At 65.0% G+C, this 20,220-nt stretch carries 20 protein-coding genes and 1 tRNA gene; 13 read left to right on the forward strand and 8 right to left on the reverse strand.

Translation table 11 applies throughout. From position 1 onward, the window contains the following. Positions 1-64 precede the first annotated feature (64 nt). Together AC1DNF_RS05735 and AC1DNF_RS05740 are read left to right on the forward strand one after the other, a co-directional pair. Positions 65-814, forward strand: a complete 750-nt coding sequence (locus AC1DNF_RS05735) for an SDR family oxidoreductase (RefSeq protein WP_478147590.1) — start codon at positions 65-67, stop codon at positions 812-814. A 14-nt stretch (positions 815-828) separates the two neighbouring features. Then, positions 829-1,158 carry a putative quinol monooxygenase gene (locus AC1DNF_RS05740; protein ID WP_478147591.1) on the forward strand — a complete coding sequence of 110 codons (330 nt, stop codon included), beginning with the start codon at positions 829-831 and terminating at the stop codon, positions 1,156-1,158. On the opposite strand, the gene AC1DNF_RS05745 is transcribed toward AC1DNF_RS05740, so the two are convergent. After that, entirely contained in the window at positions 1,139-3,118 is a 1,980-nt protein-coding gene (locus AC1DNF_RS05745) for an acetyl/propionyl/methylcrotonyl-CoA carboxylase subunit alpha (RefSeq protein ID WP_478147784.1), read from the reverse strand. The two genes, AC1DNF_RS05740 and AC1DNF_RS05745, sit on opposite strands and share 20 nt — an antisense overlap. A gap of 2 nt (positions 3,119-3,120) precedes the next feature. Further along, positions 3,121-4,740, reverse strand: a complete 1,620-nt coding sequence (locus AC1DNF_RS05750) for an acyl-CoA carboxylase subunit beta (protein ID WP_478147592.1) — start codon at positions 4,738-4,740, stop codon at positions 3,121-3,123. Between the two features lie 154 nt (positions 4,741-4,894). On the opposite strand from AC1DNF_RS05750, the gene AC1DNF_RS05755 reads away from it, so the two are divergent. Continuing rightward, complete coding sequence (locus AC1DNF_RS05755; protein WP_478147593.1) at positions 4,895-6,748, forward strand: acyclic terpene utilization AtuA family protein; 1,854 nt, start codon at positions 4,895-4,897, stop codon at positions 6,746-6,748. On the opposite strand, the gene AC1DNF_RS05760 is transcribed toward AC1DNF_RS05755, so the two are convergent. Both AC1DNF_RS05760 and AC1DNF_RS05765 read right to left on the reverse strand, forming a co-directional pair. Further along, positions 6,726-7,358, reverse strand: coding sequence for a lytic transglycosylase domain-containing protein (locus AC1DNF_RS05760; RefSeq protein WP_478147594.1), 633 nt, complete (start codon positions 7,356-7,358; stop codon positions 6,726-6,728). The two genes, AC1DNF_RS05755 and AC1DNF_RS05760, sit on opposite strands and share 23 nt — an antisense overlap. Continuing rightward, the gene (locus AC1DNF_RS05765; RefSeq protein WP_478147595.1) at positions 7,355-9,100 is read right to left on the reverse strand and encodes a proline--tRNA ligase; all 1,746 of its coding nucleotides are present in this window, start codon (positions 9,098-9,100) and stop codon (positions 7,355-7,357) included. Before AC1DNF_RS05765 ends, AC1DNF_RS05760 begins: the two co-directional genes overlap by 4 nt. Positions 9,101-9,227: 127 nt before the next feature. Here AC1DNF_RS05765 and AC1DNF_RS05770 point away from each other — a divergent pair, with 127 nt between their 5' ends. Both AC1DNF_RS05770 and AC1DNF_RS05775 read left to right on the forward strand, forming a co-directional pair. Then, the gene (locus AC1DNF_RS05770; protein ID WP_478147785.1) at positions 9,228-9,884 is read left to right on the forward strand and encodes an RNA pyrophosphohydrolase; all 657 of its coding nucleotides are present in this window, start codon (positions 9,228-9,230) and stop codon (positions 9,882-9,884) included. Continuing rightward, positions 9,826-10,371: a CNP1-like family protein gene (locus AC1DNF_RS05775; RefSeq protein ID WP_478147596.1), complete on the forward strand. Its 546-nt coding sequence runs from the start codon at positions 9,826-9,828 to the stop codon at positions 10,369-10,371. Before AC1DNF_RS05770 ends, AC1DNF_RS05775 begins: the two co-directional genes overlap by 59 nt. Before the next feature lie 5 nt (positions 10,372-10,376). Here the strand turns inward: AC1DNF_RS05775 and proB are convergent, their stop codons facing one another. The 4 genes from proB to rplU form a co-directional block, all read right to left on the reverse strand. Further along, positions 10,377-11,525, reverse strand: a complete 1,149-nt coding sequence (gene proB, locus AC1DNF_RS05780; RefSeq protein ID WP_478147597.1) for a glutamate 5-kinase — start codon at positions 11,523-11,525, stop codon at positions 10,377-10,379. Between the two features lie 9 nt (positions 11,526-11,534). Next, positions 11,535-12,590 (reverse strand): Obg family GTPase CgtA, encoded by a 1,056-nt coding sequence (cgtA, locus tag AC1DNF_RS05785; protein WP_478147598.1) that lies wholly within the window; start codon positions 12,588-12,590, stop codon positions 11,535-11,537. Between the two features lie 68 nt (positions 12,591-12,658). Then, entirely contained in the window at positions 12,659-12,916 is a 258-nt protein-coding gene (gene rpmA / locus AC1DNF_RS05790) for a 50S ribosomal protein L27 (protein ID WP_478147599.1), read from the reverse strand. Between the two features lie 12 nt (positions 12,917-12,928). Continuing rightward, positions 12,929-13,240, reverse strand: a complete 312-nt coding sequence (gene rplU, locus AC1DNF_RS05795) for a 50S ribosomal protein L21 (RefSeq protein ID WP_478147600.1) — start codon at positions 13,238-13,240, stop codon at positions 12,929-12,931. Between the two features lie 187 nt (positions 13,241-13,427). On the opposite strand from rplU, the gene AC1DNF_RS05800 reads away from it, so the two are divergent. The 8 genes from AC1DNF_RS05800 (at position 13,428) to AC1DNF_RS05835 (ending at position 20,216) form a co-directional block, all read left to right on the forward strand. Further along, complete coding sequence (locus AC1DNF_RS05800; protein WP_478147601.1) at positions 13,428-14,420, forward strand: polyprenyl synthetase family protein; 993 nt, start codon at positions 13,428-13,430, stop codon at positions 14,418-14,420. 50 nt (positions 14,421-14,470) lie between these two features. Next, positions 14,471-14,547: transfer RNA gene (locus AC1DNF_RS05805), tRNA-Pro, on the forward strand. Positions 14,548-14,666: 119 nt separating this feature from the next. Beyond that, complete coding sequence (gene pilB, locus AC1DNF_RS05810; RefSeq protein ID WP_478147602.1) at positions 14,667-16,403, forward strand: type IV-A pilus assembly ATPase PilB; 1,737 nt, start codon at positions 14,667-14,669, stop codon at positions 16,401-16,403. 20 nt (positions 16,404-16,423) lie between these two features. Continuing rightward, positions 16,424-17,644: a type II secretion system F family protein gene (locus AC1DNF_RS05815; RefSeq protein WP_478147603.1), complete on the forward strand. Its 1,221-nt coding sequence runs from the start codon at positions 16,424-16,426 to the stop codon at positions 17,642-17,644. Continuing rightward, the gene (locus tag AC1DNF_RS05820; RefSeq protein ID WP_478147604.1) at positions 17,644-18,486 is read left to right on the forward strand and encodes a prepilin peptidase; all 843 of its coding nucleotides are present in this window, start codon (positions 17,644-17,646) and stop codon (positions 18,484-18,486) included. Before AC1DNF_RS05815 ends, AC1DNF_RS05820 begins: the two co-directional genes overlap by 1 nt. An 11-nt stretch (positions 18,487-18,497) precedes the next feature. Beyond that, the gene (coaE, locus tag AC1DNF_RS05825; RefSeq protein ID WP_478147605.1) at positions 18,498-19,097 is read left to right on the forward strand and encodes a dephospho-CoA kinase; all 600 of its coding nucleotides are present in this window, start codon (positions 18,498-18,500) and stop codon (positions 19,095-19,097) included. A 157-nt stretch (positions 19,098-19,254) separates the two neighbouring features. Then, the gene (gene zapD / locus AC1DNF_RS05830; protein WP_478147606.1) at positions 19,255-20,010 is read left to right on the forward strand and encodes a cell division protein ZapD; all 756 of its coding nucleotides are present in this window, start codon (positions 19,255-19,257) and stop codon (positions 20,008-20,010) included. After that, complete coding sequence (locus tag AC1DNF_RS05835) at positions 20,007-20,216, forward strand: DNA gyrase inhibitor YacG (RefSeq protein WP_478147607.1); 210 nt, start codon at positions 20,007-20,009, stop codon at positions 20,214-20,216. Before zapD ends, AC1DNF_RS05835 begins: the two co-directional genes overlap by 4 nt. Positions 20,217-20,220: the final 4 nt, after the last annotated feature.

The raw sequence follows: 20,220 nt of genomic DNA on the forward strand, positions 1-20,220 counted from the left end.
ATCCTACAGTTCACTCACGGCGAACAAGCGCCGCGACACATCTCAACGAACCCAGGAGCTCATCATGAACAGACTTATCGGCAAGCGCGCACTCATCACTGGCGGCACCAGCGGCATCGGCCTCGAAACCGCACGCGAGTTCATCGCGGAAGGCGCCCGTGTGGCGGTCACGGGGACCAACCCCGCCACCATCGAGCAGGCGCGCGCCGTGCTCGGCAAGGAAGCGCTGATCCTGCGCGTCGACGCCGGCAGCGTGGCGGACCAGCCGCGCCTGGCCAAGGCGCTGGCCGAATCCTTCGGCCAGGTCGACACCGTGTTCATCAACGCCGGCACGGCGGACTTCCGGCCCATCGAGCAGTGGGATGAAGCCGGCTTCGACCGCTCGATCGCCATCAACCTGAAGGGGCCGCTGTTCCTGGTGCAGGCGCTGCTGCCGATGCTGGCCAATCCCACCTCGATCGTTCTCAACACTTCGATCAACGCCCACATCGGCATGCCGAATTCGAGCGTCTACGCGGCCACCAAGGCGGGCCTGATCTCGCTGGCGCGCACGCTGTCGGGCGAGCTGATCGGCCGTGGCATCCGCGTCAATGCGGTGAGCCCCGGCCCGATCTCCACGCCGCTCTACGGCAAGCTGGGCCTGCCGGCGGCCGAACTCGACAAGATGGCCGGCGCCATCCTGGGCCAGGTCCCCGCGGGCCGCTTCGGCGAGCCTTCGGAGATCGCCAAGGCGATCGTGTTCTTCGCCTCGGACGAATCGAAGTTCACGGTCGGCAGCGAGCTGGTGATCGACGGCGGCATGAGCAACCTGTGATGGGAGCGAACAGCATGACGACGCCCACCGGCACAACGCCGTCCGAGACGGTGTCCTTCATCGTCTATCTGCCGACGCGGCCGCAGGCGCGGGAGCGGATGCGAGAGATGCTGTTCGATGTGGTGCGGACCATGGCCCGGGAGCCGGATTTCATCAACACCTGGGTCCACGAGGACTTGGACGATCCGGACACGATCGTCAACTACGAGACCTGGGCCTGCAGCCGCGAGCACTTCATCGCGCATCACCTGAACAAGCCCTACCGCCTCGCGTACGAGAAGGCCTTGCCCGAGATGCTGTCGGGGGAACGCCGCATCGTGTTCCTCAAGGGGATCGAGGGCTGATCTCGGCCAGTAGTTGACCGGCCGCGACCTGATCGCCGGGCCGCACATGCAGCGCGCTCAGCTTGCCGGCCGAGGGCGCCGCGTGCAAATGCTCCATCTTCATCGCCTCCAGCGTGAGGAGGGGCTGGCCGGCACGCAGTTCGTCGCCGACCTCCGCCATCACGGCGACCACGCGCCCGCTCATCGACGCCCGCAGCTTGCCGTCGCCGGCTGTCTCGCCTTGCCGGGTCGTGGCGGCACGGGTCTTGTCCTCCACGCGCAGGGGAAGGCCGCGGTAGTGCAGCAACAGGGTCGGGCCGTCGCGGTGCCAGGCCGCGCTTTCGAGCACGCGGTCGCAGATGAACCGGACCCTGTCTTCGGCCCACTCCAGCAGAACGACCTCGAAGTACTGCTCGCCGATGCTCACGCCAAAGCGATTCGGGTGCGCGAGCGTGACGCTCGCGTTCACAGCGCGGCCGCCGATTTCCAGGCGCAGGGAAATGGGAAGCCGGTGCGGCAAGCGACGACCCCGCGGTCGGTGCGCGATGTCGCCCTCTGCGCAAAGCACGGCGGCGAGCGCGGCGGCACGGTCGTGCGCCTCGCCATTCCGCACCAGAAGTTCATCGAGGTGATGCCCGACGAAGGCGGTGCTCGCCTCGCCGGCCGCGAACACGGGGTGCGCGAGGCAGCGGCCCAGGAAGGCCTGGTTGGTCGTCACGCCGAGTGCGACGGCATCCTCCAGGCCCGTCATCAGCTTGCGTCGCGCCTCCTCACGGGTACGGCCATGGCCGATGAACCTGGCGATCATCGAATCGTAGAAGGGCGGGATCTGCGCGCCCGGATGCAAGGCCTCTTCGACGCGCAATTGCGGCGGCATCTTCCAGAGCGCCATGATGCCGCCCTGGGGCATGAAGCCCGTGTCGGCATCCTCCGCGCACAGGCGGACTTCGATGGCGTGGCCCTGGAAGCGCACCTGCTCCTGCGTGAGCGGCAGCGGCTCGCCCGCGGCCACCCGCAACTGGAGCTCCACGAGGTCCAGGCCGGTGATCGCTTCGGTGACCGGATGCTCGACCTGCAGCCGCGTGTTCATCTCCATGAAATGGAACCTGCCGCCGCTGTCGAGCAGGAATTCGAGCGTTCCGGCGCCTTCGTAGCGGATGGCCTTGACCGCCGCAACGGCAGTGGCGCCCATGCGTTCGCGCAAGGCCGCATCGACGGCGGGCGACGGCGCCTCCTCGATGAGCTTCTGGTGGCGGCGCTGCACCGAGCAATCCCGCTCGCCCAGATGAACGGCATGGCCCTGGCGGTCGGCGAAGACCTGGATCTCGATGTGGCGGGCGCCCAGGAGGGCGCATTCGAGGATGACGCGGGGATCGCCGAATACCGCCTGCGCTTCAGAGCGTGCGCTGCGCAGCAGCGCGGCGAACTCGCCGGCGGAGGGCACGAGCCGCATGCCTCGGCCGCCGCCGCCCGCGCTCGCCTTGATCATGAGCGGAAAGCCGATGCGCGCGGCTTCCTCGGCCAGCCGCGTTTCGCTCTGGTCGTCACCCTGGTAGCCGGGGATGCAGGGTACGCCTGCCCCTTCCATCAGCGCCTTGGCGCGCGCCTTGTCGCCCATGGCGGCGATCGCCTCGGGTGAAGGGCCGATGAAGACCAGGCCGGCACCCCTGCATGCCTGTGCGAATGGCGCGTTCTCCGCGAGGAAACCGTAGCCCGGGTGCACGGCGTCGGCGCCGCTCAAGCGCGCGGCCTCGAGGATGGCGTCGATCCGCAGATAGGACTGCGCCGGCAGCGGCTCGCCGATGCAGACCGCCTGGTCGGCCTCAAGCACGTGGCGGGCGCCGGCGTCGGCGGTCGAATAGACGGCCACCGTGCGCAAGCCGAGGGCACGCGCGCTGCGGATGACGCGCCGGGCGATCTCGCCGCGATTGGCGATCAGGATCTTCTGGAAGGGCGTGCGAGCCGCGCCATGGCTTGTCATGTTCAAGGACGCGCCACGCAGAACTGCATCGGCTGCGGCCGCCTCGACTCGGCCTCGCGGCACACCGCCAGCACCTGGCCCAGCACGGCGCGCGTGTCGCGCGGATCGATGACACCGTCGTCGAGCAGGCGCGCGCTGGTCGTGAACACGCTCATCTGGCTTTCGAAGTGTTCGACGATGCGCTGTTCCAGCGCGTCGAGCCGGGCCTGGTCGACCTCGCCTTTGCGCTTCATGGCGGCCTCGGTCACCATGACCATGGTCTTCGCGGCCTGCTCCGCGCCCATCACGGCCGTCTTGGCGTTCGGCCAGGAGAAGCAGAAGCGCGGATGAAAGCCCCGGCCGCACATTCCGTAGTTGCCGGCGCCGAAGGAGGCGCCGCAGTGGAGCGCGATCTGCGGCACGGTGGCGTTGGTCACGGCCTGGATCATGCTGGAGCCGTGCTTGATGATGCCGGCCTCCTCGTGCGACTTGCCGACCATGTAGCCGGTCGTGTTGTGGAGGTAGAGCAGCGGCGTCCTCGACTGGCAGCAAGCCTGGATGAAATGGGTGGCCTTGTTGGCGCCGGCGCTGTCGATGGGGCCATTGTTGGTGACGACGCCGACGGGCAGGCCCTCGATCCGGATGTGGCCGACAACGGTGGCGCCACCGTAGCTTTCGCCGAACGCCAGGAATTCCGAATCGTCGGCGATGCGCGCGATGACCTGCCGCATGTCGACCGGGCGCTTGGGGTCCATCGGCATGATGCCCAGCAATTCCTCGGTGTCGTGGCGCGGCGGCTTGAAGCGCGGCGCGGGTTCGCGCGCGTGGCCGTCGCTCCAGCCGATGCCGGCGAGGATTTCGCGGGCAATTCGGATCGCGTCGCGGTCGTCCTCGGCGAGGTAGTCGCCCAGACCGGAAATCGAGGTGTGCATGACGGCGCCGCCCAGCTCTTCCTCGGTCGCGATCTCGCCGGTCGCGGCCTTGAGCAGGGGCGGCCCCGCAAGAAAGGCGCGCGTGCGGCCGCGCACCATCACGATGTAGTCGGAAAGGCCGGTCTGGTAGGCACCGCCGGCGGTGGATGAACCGTGCGTGACGGTCAGCACGGGCAGGCCGGCCGCCGAGAGGCGCGCCAGGTTGCGGAAGATGCTGCCGCCGGTCACGAATTCCTCGACCTTGTAGGTCAGCAGGTTGGCGCCCGCGCTTTCGACGAGCTGCACGTAGGGCAGCCTGTTCTCGAGCGCGAGTTCCTGCAGGCGCAGGATCTTGGGGATGCCCATGGGCTGCAGGGCGCCGGCATCGATGCCGGAATCGGACGCATTGATCATCACCCGCGCACCGGAGACGATGCCGATGCCGCCGATGACGCCCCCGCCCGGCGTGCTCTGCTCCAGATCGGCGTTGTCGAGCCCGAGTCCCGCAAGCGAAGCGATCTCCAGGAAAGGCGTCCCCGGATCGAGCAGCAGCGACAGCCGCTCGCGCGGCAGCAACTGCCCGCGCTGCTCGAAGCGCTCGCGCGACCGGGCGGAATGCGCGGCGCTGCGCTCTTCGTAGCGCCGCACGCGCTCGATCAGCGCCAGCATGCCTTCACGGTTGGCGAGGAAGGGCTCGCCGCTCACGGGAATGGTCGACTCGATGATGGCCAAGACAGGCTCCTTCGCGTCGGAGACTAAGGGCAAGGCGCGGCAGCGTCTTGCGCGAAGTGGCTGTGCGGACAGCGAGTTGGCGCAAGCCTTGGCGGGGACGGGTGGCTAAGCTGCATGGCAGGCAAGTGCATCCACTCGCGCACGAAGGAAACGCATGACAGGCAGCGTAGAGCGCTCGCGGAAAGTCGTCCGCATCGGCTGCGCCTCAGGCTTCTGGGGGGACAGCATGGTGGCCGCACCGCAACTCGTGAGGCTCGGCAGGCTCGACTACCTGGTCTTCGACTACCTGGCCGAGACGACCATGGCGATCCTCGCATCGGCGCGCGCCCGGGACCCCGAACTGGGCTACGCCACGGATTTCGTCGACGTCGCTATGAAATCGGTGCTGGGTGAAGTGAAGAAACAGGGCATCAGGGTGATCAGCAACGCCGGCGGCATCCACCCCCACGGGTGTGCCGACGCGCTGCGAGCGCTCGCCGCCGCCGAGGGGATTTCCCTGCGCATCGCGGTGGTCGAAGGCGACGACGTCGGCGCGCGGATGCCGGCGCTTCGCGCGAGCGGCATCACGGCCATGGACACGGGGGAAGAATTGCCCGAGCGCGTGCTGAGCGCCAATGCGTATCTCGGCGCCGCGCCGATCGCGGCCGCGCTGGCAGCGGGCGCCGAGGTGGTGATCACCGGCCGCTGCGTCGACAGCGCCGTCACGCTGGGGCCCCTGATGCACGAGTTCGGCTGGAGCGCCGGGGATTTCGACCTCCTGGCCTCCGGCAGCCTGGCCGGGCACATCATCGAATGCGGCTGCCAGGCGACCGGCGGTCTGCACACGGACTGGGAAGACATTCCCGACTGGGCGAACATCGGCTACCCGATCGTCGAGTGCCGCGCGGATGGGAGCTTCTTCGTGACCAAGCCCGAAGGCACCGGCGGCAGGGTGATTCGCGCCGGCGTCGCCGAACAGTTGCTCTACGAGATCGGCGACCCGGCGGCCTACTTCCTGCCGGACGTGATCTGCGACTTCCGCGCGGTGGTGATCGAGCAGCGTGGCGAGAACCGCGTGTGGGTCAGTCCCGCCAGGGGCCGGGCGCCCACGGCAAACTACAAGGTCTCGGCCACGCAGCTCGACGGCTATCGCTGCGCGGGCAGCCTGGTGATCGTGGGCATCGATGCCGAAAGGAAGGCACGACGCACGGGCGAAGCGATCATCGAGCGCACCAGCAGGATCCTGCGCGAGAGCGGCCAGCCGCCCTTCAGCTCGACCTTCATCGAAGTGATCGGCGCGGAGTCCTCGTATGGCCCGCACGCGCGCACGCGGCATGCGCGCGAAGTGATGCTGAGGGTGGTGGCAAACCATCCGCAGAAGGCGGCGCTCGCGATGTTTGCGCGCGAGATCGCGCCGGCCGGCACCTCGTGGGCGCCCGGGACAACCGGGCCCGGCGGCGGCCGGCCCGCCGTGTCGGCGTTGATCAGGCCCTTCTCGTTCCTGCAGGACAAGCAGGCGCTCCGCATCGCCTTCGTCCTGGACGGCACGCGCCATGCGGTGCGAATCCCCGCCGGGACGGGAGATGGCGTCGCACCCGAGGTCGAGCCGCCCGCCCCGTGGGTCGACGCCGCCGAAGCGATGGAGGAGGTCCGCCTCATCCAGCTCGCCTGGGGCCGCAGCGGAGACAAGGGCGATATCTCGAACATCGGACTCGTCGCGCGTCGCGCGGAGTGGCTGCCCCTGCTGTGGGACCGCGTAACGGCCGAGCGCGTGCGCGACCAGCTGGGGCACCTCGTCCACGGGAGGATCGAGCGCTTTCATCTGCCGGGCCTCGCCGCGATGAACCTCGTGCTGCACGAAGCGCTCGACGGCGGCGGCCCTTCGTCCATGCGCATGGACCCGTTGGGCAAGGGCATGGCCCAGATGCTGCTGGACATGGCGATCCAGGTGCCGAGGTCGATCGCCTGCGCGCTTCGAGCTGGCGCCTCGCCTGAAGAAGGTCCGTTCAGTCCGACCGACGGTCGTTGAAGACCCACAGCCGCTGGTTCGCGAACACGGCGTCCGGGTAGGGTGCCCTGCCGCGGCTGCCGTTGTAGCGGCCGAGCGTCATGAAAAGGTCGCCCGCCTCCATGTTGAGATAGTGGCGAAGGATCACGCAACCGAAGCGCAGGTTGGTCTGCATGTGGAAGAGCTTGGCCGGGTCGCTGTCTCCGATCACGCGTGTCCAGAAGGGCATCACCTGCATGTAGCCGCGGGCGCCAGCGCTGGAAACGGCGAACTTGCGGAAGTTGCTCTCCACCTGGATCAGGCCGAGCACCAGACTGACGTCGAGCCCGGCGCGGCGTGCCTCGTACCAGGCGGTCTGGAGGAACTCCTTGCGGGTCGGCCAGTCCGTCAGCTTCTTCATGAGCCGCTGGCTCATCTCGCCAAGCCAGCGCAGGTAGGCCAGGCGAGCCTCGGTATTGCTGAATTCCGGAACCGGCGGGGCCTTGTTGTGGATTGCCGAGCTGAGCGCGGTGCGCACCGAGTCGATCAAGGGCTCCTCGATCTGCGCGCCGGCATGGGCCGATCGCGGCAACGCCAGCGACATCGCGCTGGCGGCAGCGCCACCCAGACACTGACGCCGCGAGAGGCTCATGCAGCCAGCTTGCCTCTGATGAATTCCGCGATGCCGGCCGAAGGCACCTTGGTTGCCGCGGTATCGCGCCGATGCTGGTATTCGAGTTGGCCTTCCTTGAGGCCGCGGTCCGATATCACCACCCGGTGCGGCACGCCGATCAGCTCCCAGTCGGCGAACATCGCGCCGGGGCGCTCGCCACGGTCGTCCAGCAGAACGTCGACGCCGGCCGCCAGCAACTGCTCGTAGAGCGCCTCGGCGGCGGTCCTGACGTCGGCGCTGCGATCCATGCCGATCGGGCAGACAACCACCGTGAACGGGGCGATGGCGTCCGGCCAGATGATGCCGCGTTCGTCGTGGTTCTGTTCGATGGCTGCCGCGGGCAAGCGCGTGATGCCGATGCCGTAGCAGCCCATTTCGAGGAACTGCGGCTTGCCGGCTTCGTCGAGGAAGGTGGCGTTCATCGGCTTGCTGTACTTGCTGCCGAGCACGAACACGTGGCCGACCTCGATGCCGCGCTCGATGGCCAGCAGCCCCTTGCCGTCGGGCGACGGATCGCCCGCCACCACGTTGCGGATGTCCGCGACCAGTCCGGGCTCGGGCAGATCCCGGCCCCAGTTGACGCCGGTGATGTGGAAGTCGACTTCGTTGGCGCCGCAGATCCAGTCGCCCATCATGGCGACCTCGCGGTCGGCGACGATCTTTACCGGCTGCTTCAGGTTCAGCGGGCCGAGGTAGCCGGGCTTGCAGCCGAAATGGTCTTCGATTTCGGCCGCGGTCGCGAAGCGAAAGCCCTTGTCGAGGCCCGGAACCTTGCTGACCTTGATCTCGTTCATGTCATGGTCGCCGCGCAGCAGCAGCAGCCAGACCACGGCGCCCTTGATGTTGCCGGCGTCGTCGGTCACGTCCGTGGCGAGGACCAGGGACTTCACGGTGGTCGCGAGCGGCACGCCCAGCAGGATGGCCACGTCCTCGCAGGTGCTCTTGCCCGGCGTGGGCGTCCTTGTCATGGGCTGGGTTGCCGCGGGGCGCGGACCGGCCGGCGCCAGCGCCTCGGCCTTCTCCATGTTGGCCGCGTAGTCGCTGTCGGGGCAGTAGACGATGGCGTCCTCTCCGGTCGCCGCGATAACCTGGAATTCCTGGCTCACGTCGCCGCCGATCGCGCCGCTGTCGGCGGCCACCGCACGGTAGCGCAGGCCGAATCGATCGAAGATCTTGCGGTAGGCATCCGCCATGATCTGGTAGCTCAGCTTCGCGCCCTCGAGGTCGCGGTCGAAGCTGTAGGCGTCCTTCATGATGAACTCGCGTCCGCGCATCAGCCCGAAGCGCGGACGGCGCTCGTCGCGGAACTTGGTCTGGATCTGATAGAGGTTCTTCGGCAGCTGCTTGTAGCTGCGGATCTCCTGCCGAGCGATGTCGGTGACGACCTCTTCGCTGGTGGGCTGCACGACGAAGGCACGGTCATGCCGGTCCTTGATGCGCAGCAGCTCGGGCCCGTAGCCCTGGAAGCGGCCGCTCTCCTCCCAGAGTTCGGCCGGCTGCACCACCGGCATCGCGAGTTCGACCGCGCCCGCGCGGTTCATCTCCTCGCGCACGATCGCCTCGACCTTGCGGATCACGCGCAGGCCCATGGGCATGTAGGTGTAGATGCCGGTGCCGAGCTTCTTGATCATGCCGGCGCGCATCATCAGACGGTGGCTTGCGACCTCCGCGTCAGCCGGCGCTTCCTTGAGGGTGGAGATAAAGAATCGGGAAGCTTTCATCGGTCGCGCAAAGGCCTTGAGATTGACGGAGTGGAGGGCAGGTCTTGGAAGGACCCGGAACTGGTCGCTTGCCGTGTGCAACCCGGCATGCATAATCGACTCAGTTCAAAAAAATTGGGGTTTGATTATGCTCGACCGGGACGGCTTCAGGCCCAACGTCGGCATCATCCTGCTCAACCAGAGAAACCAGGTTTTCTGGGGCAAACGTATTCGCACCCATTCCTGGCAGTTTCCGCAAGGCGGCATCGATCGCGGCGAAAGTCCCGAGCAGGCGATGTTCCGGGAACTGCATGAAGAAGTAGGACTCCACCCGGAGCATGTGCGCATCGTGGCCCGTACCCGCGACTGGTTGCGCTACGAGGTGCCGGATCGGTTCATCCGCCGTGACGCACGGGGCCACTACAAGGGCCAGAAGCAGATCTGGTACTTGCTGCAGTTGATTGGGCACGATTGGGACCTGAATCTTCGCGCCACCGATCACCCGGAGTTCGATGCCTGGCGCTGGCACGACTACTGGGTTCCGCTGGATGTGGTGGTGGAGTTCAAGCGCGGCGTCTATGAGATGGCGCTGACCGAACTCGCCCGCTACCTGCCCCGGCAAGACTTCCGCAACCGATTCCTGCGCAGCAACGTGCGCGCCCGCGAGTTCGAGCGCCACCCCTCCGGCGCAGGCCACGACCCGAATTTCGAGCTGCCGCCCGGCGCCAGCTTCGACCCCAACCCGAATGCCAACCTTGCAAACGAAGCTCCCCCGACGATCGACCCGTTTCATCTTCCGCGCTAGCAGAATTGCGGCGCTCGCCTGCGCGCTCGGCGCCTGCGGCATCGCGTTCGCGCAACTGCTCGGGGAGAACCAGGACTGGAAGGAGAGCGAGGCGCCACCGCCGCCCGCTTTCGATCAGAAGCGCCTGCTCCCGATCGAGATGCCGCCGTACATGAGTCTCAAGTTCGGCGTCGATCCAGCCACCATCACGATCACGGGCGACGGCGTGGTGCGCTATGTGGTGGTTGCCAGCAACCGCGAAGGTGGCGCGGTCAATGCCTACTATGAGGGTGTTCGCTGCGCGACGGAAGAGTTCAAGACCTACGCGCGCTTCAGCGGAACGGCCTGGGAAGCGGTGCGTGACGCCGACTGGAAGCGCATCAACGACCGGAATTCGCGCTACACCAAGGAGCTCGCGGCCCAGGGGCTGTGCCGGGGCCATGCGCCACGCCGGTCCGTGAGCGAGATCGTCCAGCAGATGAAGAATCCCATCCGCGAAGTGCAATAGGGACTTCAGCGGCCGTCGGGCATCAACACCATGTTGTCCCGATGGACCATCTCAGGTTCGGCAACATAGCCCAAGAGGCGCTCGAACTCTGCCGAAGGCTTGCGGCACAGCATGCGGGCCTCGACACTGGAATAGTTGGCCAGGCCGCGCGCCAGTTCGACGCCGTGTTCATCGCGCACCGCGATCACGTCGCCGCGCGAGAACTCGCCCTCAACGCCCGTCATGCCGATCGGCAGCAGGCTCTTGCCCTCGCTGCGCACCTTGGCGGCGGCGCCGGCATCCACCCACACCGCTCCGCGCAGCTGAAGATGATCAGCCATCCAGCGTTTGCGGGCCTGGTGTTTGGCGGTCTGCGCCAGCAAAAGGGTGCCGATCGACTCGCCGCGCGACAGGCGCAGCAGAGCGTCCGGCTCGCGGCCCCACGCGATCACTGTCGAGGCGCCGGAGCCCGCCGCACGCTTGGCCGCGAGGATCTTGGTGATCATGCCGCCCCGGCCGATGCTGGAGCCCGCGCCACCGGCCATGGCCTCCAGGGCCGGGTCTCCGGCCGCGGCCTCATGGACGAACGTGGCGTCAGGATCCTTGCGCGGGTCGGCGGTGTAGAGGCCCTTCTGATCGGTGAGGATGACCAGCGCATCGGCCTCCACCAGGTTGGCGACCAGCGCCCCCAGGGTGTCGTTGTCGCCGAACTTGATCTCGTCGTTGACCACCGTGTCGTTCTCGTTGATCACCGGCACGACGCCGAGCGCCAGCAGGGTGACGAGGGTCGAACGCGCGTTCAGGTAACGCTCCCGATCGGCCAGGTCGGCATGCGTCAGCAGTACCTGTGCGCTGCCCGTGCCGTTTTCGCGCAACTTGGTTTCGTAGATCTGGGCAAGGCCCATCTGCCCGACGGCAGCCGCCGCCTGCAATTCGTGAATCTCATGCGGACGGGTCCGCCAGCCGAGCCGCTTCATGCCTTCGGCGATGGCACCGCTGGACACCATCACGACTTCCCTGCCCTCGCGCACCAGTGTCGCGAGTTGGCGGCACCATTCGCCGATCGCGTTCTCGTCCAGGCCGCGCCCCTCGTTGGTGACGAGGCTGGAGCCCACCTTGACGACGATGCGGCGCGCGTCGCGCAACGCGGCAGAACCAGCGGTACTTGAGTTCATTTCACGGATTCAGGCAAAACGCGGATCGATCTCCGTGGGCGGCTGCTCGGCCACCTGCTGCGCCTTGACGTGCTGGTAGACCGCCTGCACCAGATGCTCGCACCCCTCGCGGGTCAGCGCCGAGATCTCGAAGACGGGGCCCTTGAATCGCAGGCGCTTGACGAAATCCTTGACGCGGGCCGCGCGTTCATCGGCGGGCACCATGTCGAGCTTGTTCAGCACGAGCCAGCGCGGCTTTTCGTACAAGGCCGTGTCGTATTTCTTGAGCTCACCAGCGATCGCCTTGGCCTGCGCGACCGGATCGACACTCTCGTCGAAGGGGGCCAGGTCGACGACGTGAAGCAGCAGACGCGTCCGCTGGAGGTGGCGCAGGAACAGATGGCCCAATCCGGCACCTTCCGATGCTCCCTCGATCAGGCCCGGGAGGTCTGCCACGACGAAACTCTGCTCGGGCCCGACCCGCACAACGCCAAGATTGGGGTGCAGGGTAGTGAAGGGGTAGTCGGCGATGCGTGGCCGCGCATTGGAGATCGCGCTGATCAGCGTGGACTTTCCCGCGTTCGGCATGCCCAGCAGACCCACGTCGGCCAGCACCTTCAGCTCGAGCTTGAGACTCTTGTGTTCTCCGGGCCAACCTGGCGTCTTCTGCCGCGGTGCGCGGTTGATGGCACTCTTGAAGCGCATGTTGCCGAAGCCGCCGTCACCGCCCTTGGCGATCGTGATCACCTCGCCCGGCGTCAGCAGTTCGTACAGGACTTCGCCGGTCTCGGCGTCCGTGATGATCGTGCCGACCGGCATCTTGAGCGTGACATCATCGCCGGCCGCGCCGAACATGTCCGAGCCCATTCCGTGCTGCCCACGCTTGGCGTCGTGGCGGCGCGAGAAGCGGAAGTCCACCAGCGTGTTGAGGTTGGGGTCGGCAACCGCGAATACATGCCCGCCGCGCCCCCCATCCCCGCCGTTCGGGCCGCCGAACTCCTTGTACTTCTCGTGACGGAACGACACACAGCCGTCTCCACCGTCCCCGGCGGAGACGTCAATGAAGGCTTCGTCGACGAACTTCATGAGGTGTCCAGTTTACAAATGAAAGAGCCCCGGCAAAGCGGGGCTCCGAGCAAATCGACGTGAGTGGCTTACGCCGGGGTCACGCTGATCGTGTGCTTGTTGAGAGCGCCCTTGGTTCCGAACGACACGTGGCCGTCGACCAGAGCAAACAGCGTGTGGTCCTTGCCCACGCCGACATTGACGCCGGGGTGGAACTGAGTACCGCGCTGGCGCACGATGATCGAGCCTGCGGTGATCAGTTCACCGCCGAAAGCCTTCACACCGAGCATCTTGGGCTTTGAATCGCGCCCGTTTCGCGTAGAGCCGCCGCCTTTTTTCTGTGCCATGGAATCAGCTCCTTAGCCGGCAATCGCGCCGATTTGCAGTTCGGTGAACTGCTGGCGATGGCCTTGACGTTTCTGATAGTGCTTGCGACGGCGCATCTTGAAGATGTGCACCTTGTCGTGCTTGCCATGCGACAGCACTGTGGCTGTCACCGATGCGCCGGACACCAGGGGCGTACCGACCTTGATTGCGCTGCCGTCGCCGACGGCGAGCACTTGGTCGATCACGATTTCCTGGCCTACGTCCGCAGCAATCTGTTCTACTTTAATTTTCTCGCCGGAAGCAACGCGATACTGCTTGCCACCGGTTTTTATGACCGCGTACATGTTGACCTCTTGGAATAAGATGGCTCTACGGCGAATTCCGCAGAGCCTTAGATTCTAGCACGCACAGTCCGGCCGAGCCATCACCGCGCGGCCCAGCCCGGATCAGGCCTCCAGCGCTCTCTATAATCTGCGTCTCCCGGCGCTTGCGCCGCCGTCGTCCCTTACGCAGCGCACAAGCGCCCTCGCCTTGTCAGTTTCCGCCGCCGACACCTCCCCCGCTGCCGCCGTTCTCGGCCTCATCGCCGATGACATGGCCGAGGTCGATCTCGTCATCGCCCGGCGTCTTGATACTGGCGTGCCTTTGGTACGGCAAGTATCGCGGTACATCATTTCAGCCGGCGGGAAGAGGTTGCGCCCCGCCCTGCTGCTGCTCATGGCAGGTGCGCTGGGTTACCGCGGCGAGCAACGATTCAATCTCGCCGCCGTGGTCGAGTTCATTCACACGGCGACCTTGCTCCACGACGACGTCGTCGACGAATCCACGCTTCGGCGCGGTCGCCCTACCGCCAACGAATCATTCGGCAATCCGGCCAGCGTGCTTGTTGGCGACTTTCTTTACTCTCGCGCGTTCCAGATGATGCTGGACGCCAACGATGTGCGGGTCATGCAAATACTCGCGGAAGCGACCAACGTGATTGCGGAGGGCGAAGTTCTGCAGTTGATGAACATGCATGACGCCTCGCTGGACGAGGAAGCTTACCTTCGCGTGATCCGGTCCAAGACCGCCAAGCTGTTTGAAGCCAGCACACGTCTCGCAGCCGTGCTGGCCGGCGTGACACCGGAGGTCGAAGAAGCTTGCGCCGCATACGGGCAAGCATTGGGAACGGCGTTCCAGGTCGTGGACGACGTGCTCGACTACGCCGGCGATGCAAATGAAACCGGCAAGAACGTCGGGGACGACCTTCGCGAAGGCAAGACCACGCTCCCCTTGATTCTTGCCATGCAACGGGGCAAGCCGGAGCAGCGCGACCTCATCCGCGCGGCCATCGAGGCCGGCGATACCACTCAACTGCCGCAGATCGTTGCCATCGTCCTGGAAACTGGCGCACTGGAACTGACGCGCGCAGCTGCGGCCGCCGAGGCCCAACGCGCCATGGACGCCCTTCGTGGCTTTCCCGCGAATCCGCACACCGCCGGTTTGCTACAATTGGCGGCTCAGTTGCTTGAGCGACGCGCCTAGACACCTCACGATAGTGGGCTCCAAGGGTCGGTACTTTTTTTGCAACAAATCGGGGTGTAGCTTAGCCTGGTAGAGCGCTACGTTCGGGACGTAGAGGCCGGAGGTTCGAATCCTCTCACCCCGACCAGCCTTTTGGGGCTGTAATTGCCAAAAGCTGCGCGGTTCTGTTGCTGCGCCGCGATTTACAGCCCTTGGGCGATCAGCGATGATCGTGAAGCATTTTTTCACGTCTCTTACATTCGTTGAATGGCCGCTGCCGAACCTCTCATCAAAGAAAGCTCGCCGATCGCGCTTCCGGGGCTGGCGCGCGCATTGGTCTCGGCTGGAAAGCTTCCAGCAAAAGTTGCCGAAGACATCTATCAGAAGTCATTGAATGGGCGGAACAGCTTCATTGCCGAGTTGACGGGCACCGGTGCGGTCTCCGCTGCCGATCTGGCGCATACATTGTCCAGCGCGTTCGGCGCTCCTTTGCTCGACCTCGACGCGATCGATCCACAGAGGCTCCCGAAGGACTTGCTCGATCAGAAGCTCTGCCAAGCCTACCGGGTCGTTGTCCTGAGCAAACGCAACAACCGTCTCATCGTTGCAACAGCCGATCCCTCGGATCAGCAAGCGGCGGAAAAAATAAAGTTCGCGTCCCAAATGGGCGTGGATTGGGTGATTGCCGAGTACGACAAGCTCTCGCGCATGGTCGAAGCGGCGGCTGTGAGCGCATCCGAAACTCTAGACAGTATCGTCGGCGGGGAGTTCGAGTTTGACGAGATCTCCGCCGAGAGCTCGACCGAAGCCAATGACCCGGCAGTTGCGGAGGTCGAGGATGCACCGGTCGTCCGCTTCTTGCACAAGATGCTGCTGGACGCCTTCAGCATGCGGGCTTCCGATATTCATTTCGAACCTTACGAGCACCAGTACCGCGTACGCTTCCGGGTCGACGGCGAGTTGCGTGAGATCGCGAGCCCGCCGACGGTGATCAAGGACAAGTTGGCGTCGCGCATCAAGGTCATTTCGCGACTGGATATTTCCGAGAAGCGCATTCCCCAGGACGGGCGGATGAAGCTCAAGATCGGTCCCGACCGGGTGATCGATTTCCGTGTGAGCACGTTGCCCACGCTGTTCGGTGAAAAGATCGTCATCCGTATTCTTGATCCGAGCAGCGCGCGCCTTGGCATCGATGCGTTGGGTTATGACGCGGACGAGAAGGCGCGTCTCCTCCATGCGATCGGGCGGCCCTACGGGATGGTGCTGGTCACGGGGCCGACAGGGTCCGGGAAGACTGTGTCCCTCTACACCTGCCTGAACCTGCTCAACAAGGCGGGGGTCAATATCGCGACGGCCGAAGACCCATCCGAAATCAACCTGCCAGGCGTGAACCAGGTCAACGTCAATGAAAAGGCGGGGCTCACCTTCGCGACGGCGCTGCGCGCATTCCTGCGGCAGGACCCGGACATCATCATGGTCGGCGAAATTCGCGACCTTGAAACCGCCGATATCTCGATCAAGGCGGCTCAAACCGGCCACCTGGTCCTCTCGACACTGCACACCAACGACGCGCCAACAACGCTCACGCGGATGCGCAACATGGGTATCGCGCCTTTCAACATCGCGTCCAGCGTCATCCTGATCACCGCGCAGCGGCTTGCGCGCCGCTTGTGCACGGTTTGTCGAACACCTGCCACCGACCTGCCGAAGCAGGCCCTGCTGGACGCGGGCTTCCGGCCAGCGGATCTGGACGGCTCCTGGGTTCCCTATCGGCCGGTCGGTTGCTCGGCCTGCAACAACGGCTACAAGGGGCGCGTGGGCATCTATCAGGTGATGCCGATCACTGAAGAAATCCAAAAGATCATTCTGCGTGATGGCAGTGCGCTCGAGATCGCACGACAGTCCGAGGCAGAAGGCGTACGCTCACTGCGTCAGTCGGGACTGAAGAAGGTCATGCAGGGACTGACGTCACTTGAAGAAGTGCTTGCGGTTACCAACGAATAGCATTGAGAGGCGGAGATCCAATGGCAACGGCAGCGTCGACCCGAACGTTCAAGGAATACGTCTTCGAGTGGGAGGGCAAGGATCGCAACGGCAAACTCGTGCGTGGCGAGGTTCGGGCCGCCGGAGAGAACCAGGTGCAGGCTGCGCTTCGGCGTCAGGGCGTGCTCGCGACAAAGATCAAGAAGCGGCGCATGCGCTCCGGCAAGGCGATCAAGCCGAAGGACATCGCCATCTTCACGCGCCAACTGGCAACCATGATGAAGGCTGGCGTGCCTTTGCTGCAGGCATTCGATATCGTGGGTCGCGGCAACGCCAATCCGAGCGTCGCGAAACTGCTGAACGATATTCGCAGCGACGTGGAAACAGGGACCTCCCTCTCCGCCGCCTTTCGCAAGTTTCCGAAGTACTTCGACAACCTCTATTGCAACCTGGTCGAAGCCGGCGAAGCAGCGGGTATTCTGGAAGATCTGCTTGACCGTCTTGCCACCTACATGGAAAAGACCGAGGCGATCAAGTCGAAAATCAAGTCCGCGCTGATGTACCCGACCTCGGTGGTGGTGGTTGCATTTGTGGTGGTGGCGATCATCATGATTTTCGTGATCCCCGCGTTCAAGCAGGTGTTCTCGTCCTTCGGCGCCGACTTGCCAGCTCCGACGCTGATCGTCATGGCCATGAGTGAATTCTTCGTCAGCTATTGGTGGCTGATCTTCGGGGTGCTGGGTGGCGGCATCTACTTCTTTCTCCAAGCGTGGAAGCGCAATGAAAAAGTTCAGCGCGTGATGGATCGTCTCCTTCTGCGCCTGCCGATTTTCGGTGCCCTCATCGACAAGTCTTGCGTTGCCCGCTGGACCCGCACGCTCGCCACCATGTTCGCGGCAGGTGTCCCGCTCGTCGAGGCGCTCGATTCGGTCGGCGGCGCGGCCGGCAACTCGGTATATGCCGACGCAACGGTCAAGATCCAGCAGGAAGTGTCTACCGGCACCAGTTTGACTTCGGCCATGACGAACGCCAATCTGTTCCCCTCGATGGTCTTGCAGATGACGGCGATCGGCGAAGAGTCGGGCTCGATCGACCACATGCTCGGGAAGGCCGCGGACTTCTACGAATCCGAAGTCGATGACATGGTCGCGGGCCTTTCGAGCCTGATGGAGCCCATCATCATCGTTTTCCTGGGCGTGATCATCGGCGGCATCGTTGTGTCGATGTACTTGCCCATCTTCAAGCTCGGCCAGGTCGTCTGATGCTGGTTTCGCAGGGGATCGACGCCGCGCTGGCCGGCGTCTTCGGGCTCCTGATCGGCAGCTTCCTCAACGTCGTGATCTATCGGCTTCCGAAGATGCTCGAGCAGCAATGGGCAACCGAGTGCGCCAGCCTCCAGGGGACGGACGTTGCGAAGGCGGAGCCATTCAATCTGATGGTGCCGCATTCGCGGTGCCAGCAATGCGGACACGCGATCCGTTGGTATGAGAACGTGCCTGTGTTGAGCTATCTGTTCCTCCGCGGCAAATGCTCGGCATGCAAGACTTCGATCAGCCTGCGCTATCCATTGGTCGAACTCGTGACCGGCGCGCTCTTCGCGTGGTGCGTATGGCGCACGCCTGGAGAGTTGGGAAGCCTGGCTTGGTGCGGTTTCGCCGCTGCGCTGCTTGCACTTGCCCTGATTGACTGGGACACCACGCTGCTTCCCGACGACATCACGCTTCCGCTGTTATGGGCCGGCCTGCTGGCCTCCATCGCAGGCTTCAGCGGCGTCCCGCTCGTCAGCGCCGTCGTAGGTGCGGCGGCCGGCTATACGTCGCTTTGGGCTGTGTACTGGCTGTTCAAACTCAGCACCGGCAAAGAGGGCATGGGCTACGGCGATTTCAAGCTGTTTGCCGTCTTCGGTGCATGGTTCGGATGGCAGGCCCTGGTGCCGATCATCCTGATGGCGTCGGTCATCGGCGTCGTCGTCGGTCTCATCCTCAAGTTCGGCAACGGCCTGCGGGAAGGCGGCTATGTGCCCTTCGGGCCGTTCCTGGCGGCTGCCGGTTTCACCGCCATGCTCGTCGGCCCGGGCGCGATCCTTCGCGCGATCGGCCTCTGAAGATCGGCGCCATGCGCATCGGCCTGACCGGCGGGATCGGCAGCGGAAAGAGCACGGTCGGATCCTTGCTGGTCAGACGCGGCGCTGTCCTGATCGATACCGACGCCATTGCACGGTCCATCTCCGAGCCGCACGGCGCCGCGATGCCTGCGATCGAAGCGGAGTTCGGCCGCACCTTCATCGCGGCGGACGGCGGCCTGGATCGCGCACGAATGCGGGCTCTCGTGTTCGGCGACATGTCAGCCAAGAAGCGGCTGGAAGCCATTCTGCACCCACTGATCGGCGCGGAGTGCGAGCGCCAGGCTGCGGTCGCGACCGGACCGCTGATCGTGTTCGACGTCCCGCTGCTGGTGGAGTCCAAGCGCTGGCGCGCCGTCGTCGACCGCGTGCTCGTGGTCGATGCAAGCGAAGACATTCAGATGCAGCGCGTCGTGGCTCGCTCAGGCTGGAGCCCTGAAGCGGTTCGTGCGGTCATCGCCCAGCAGGCCGACCGTGCGCTTCGCCGACGGGCAGCCGATGCCGTGATCTTCAACGAAACGATGCCCTTGGAGGCGCTTGCCGCCGAAGTCGGTGATCTCTGGGCACGGTGGGTCGGTTCGGGCACGCGATAATTCGCCTCAACGCGGTTCTGCCGGTGAGACGACCACGAAGCCGCGTGCTTCGGGCGCTGGTGTCGCTGCCCATTCATGGCCGAGGGAGCATCATGGCTGTCCTGTCCCCACAAAGACCTCTTGAACTATCATCACTGATGACTGGAAGCCGCCACGCGTGATCCTCTACGAATATCCCTTCAACGAGCGCATTCGGACGTATCTTCGGCTGGAGCACCTGTTTCGCCGCCTCGGCGAATTGGTGCCGGCCGAATCGGCGCTTTCGCATCACTACGCGCTGGTCACGATCTTCGAGATCATGGACGTAGCCGCGCGAGCCGACCTCAAGGCCGACGTGTTGCGGGATCTCGACAAGCACAAGAACGTCTTCAACGGCTATCGGGGCAATCCGGCGATTTCCGAAGCGGTCCTGGATCAGGTCGTAGGCCAACTCGAGCGCAACTTCACCACGCTCAATACGGTTCCCGGAAAGGCGGGCCAAGCGCTGACCGAAAACGAATGGCTGATGAGTATCCGCAGCCGAGCGGGCATTCCTGGTGGGACCTGCGAATTCGACCTGCCGGCTTACTATGCGTGGCAGAACCGCCGGGCGTCCGACCGGCGCACCGACCTGGAGCGCTGGTCGTCCACGCTCGCTCCACTGGCGGAGTCGATCTACTTGTTGTTGAAACTGCTTCGCGACGCCGACGTACCCTACAAGGTCATGGCCGCGGGCGGGCAGTTTCAGCAGAATCTGCCTCAAGGCAGGAGCTTCCAGTTGCTGCGCCTGCGCATCGACCCGAAACTCGGCCTCATTCCCGAAATCAGCGGCAACCGACTCATGGTGTCGGTGCGGCTGATGCGGCACGAGGCAGACGATCGCCTGCACCAGAGCACGGACGACACCCCGTTTGAACTGACCCTTTGCGCATGAGCACAACCAACACATCTGGCGAGCGAATCGTTCGATGCCCGGCATGTGGCCAGGACAGCGTCTATGGCCCGAGCAATCCGTATCGCCCCTTTTGCAGCGCCCGCTGCAAGGGAATCGACTTCGGGGCATGGGCAAGCGAAGAATTCAGGATGCCTGCCGAGGCCCCGCTCGACGAAGATCCATTCGGCGACCCCAAGCGCCAATAAGAGG

The organism is Variovorax sp. 01T432 (assembly GCF_056398605.1).

What these genes read in the sequence shown, in the direction of transcription:
- AC1DNF_RS05735 (WP_478147590.1), top strand. Translation starts at nt 65, where the DNA reads ATGAACAGACTTATCGGCAAGCGCGCACTCATCACTGGCGGCACCAGC.
- AC1DNF_RS05740 (WP_478147591.1), top strand. Translation starts at nt 829, where the DNA reads ATGACGACGCCCACCGGCACAACGCCGTCCGAGACGGTGTCCTTCATC.
- AC1DNF_RS05745 (WP_478147784.1), bottom strand. Translation starts at nt 3,118, where the DNA reads ATGACAAGCCATGGCGCGGCTCGCACGCCCTTCCAGAAGATCCTGATC.
- AC1DNF_RS05755 (WP_478147593.1), top strand. Translation starts at nt 4,895, where the DNA reads ATGACAGGCAGCGTAGAGCGCTCGCGGAAAGTCGTCCGCATCGGCTGC.
- AC1DNF_RS05760 (WP_478147594.1), bottom strand. Translation starts at nt 7,358, where the DNA reads ATGAGCCTCTCGCGGCGTCAGTGTCTGGGTGGCGCTGCCGCCAGCGCG.
- AC1DNF_RS05765 (WP_478147595.1), bottom strand. Translation starts at nt 9,100, where the DNA reads ATGAAAGCTTCCCGATTCTTTATCTCCACCCTCAAGGAAGCGCCGGCT.
- AC1DNF_RS05770 (WP_478147785.1), top strand. Translation starts at nt 9,228, where the DNA reads ATGCTCGACCGGGACGGCTTCAGGCCCAACGTCGGCATCATCCTGCTC.
- AC1DNF_RS05775 (WP_478147596.1), top strand. Translation starts at nt 9,826, where the DNA reads ATGCCAACCTTGCAAACGAAGCTCCCCCGACGATCGACCCGTTTCATC.
- proB (WP_478147597.1), bottom strand. Translation starts at nt 11,525, where the DNA reads ATGAACTCAAGTACCGCTGGTTCTGCCGCGTTGCGCGACGCGCGCCGC.
- cgtA (WP_478147598.1), bottom strand. Translation starts at nt 12,590, where the DNA reads ATGAAGTTCGTCGACGAAGCCTTCATTGACGTCTCCGCCGGGGACGGT.
- rpmA (WP_478147599.1), bottom strand. Translation starts at nt 12,916, where the DNA reads ATGGCACAGAAAAAAGGCGGCGGCTCTACGCGAAACGGGCGCGATTCA.
- rplU (WP_478147600.1), bottom strand. Translation starts at nt 13,240, where the DNA reads ATGTACGCGGTCATAAAAACCGGTGGCAAGCAGTATCGCGTTGCTTCC.
- pilB (WP_478147602.1), top strand. Translation starts at nt 14,667, where the DNA reads ATGGCCGCTGCCGAACCTCTCATCAAAGAAAGCTCGCCGATCGCGCTT.
- AC1DNF_RS05815 (WP_478147603.1), top strand. Translation starts at nt 16,424, where the DNA reads ATGGCAACGGCAGCGTCGACCCGAACGTTCAAGGAATACGTCTTCGAG.
- AC1DNF_RS05820 (WP_478147604.1), top strand. Translation starts at nt 17,644, where the DNA reads ATGCTGGTTTCGCAGGGGATCGACGCCGCGCTGGCCGGCGTCTTCGGG.
- coaE (WP_478147605.1), top strand. Translation starts at nt 18,498, where the DNA reads ATGCGCATCGGCCTGACCGGCGGGATCGGCAGCGGAAAGAGCACGGTC.
- AC1DNF_RS05835 (WP_478147607.1), top strand. Translation starts at nt 20,007, where the DNA reads ATGAGCACAACCAACACATCTGGCGAGCGAATCGTTCGATGCCCGGCA.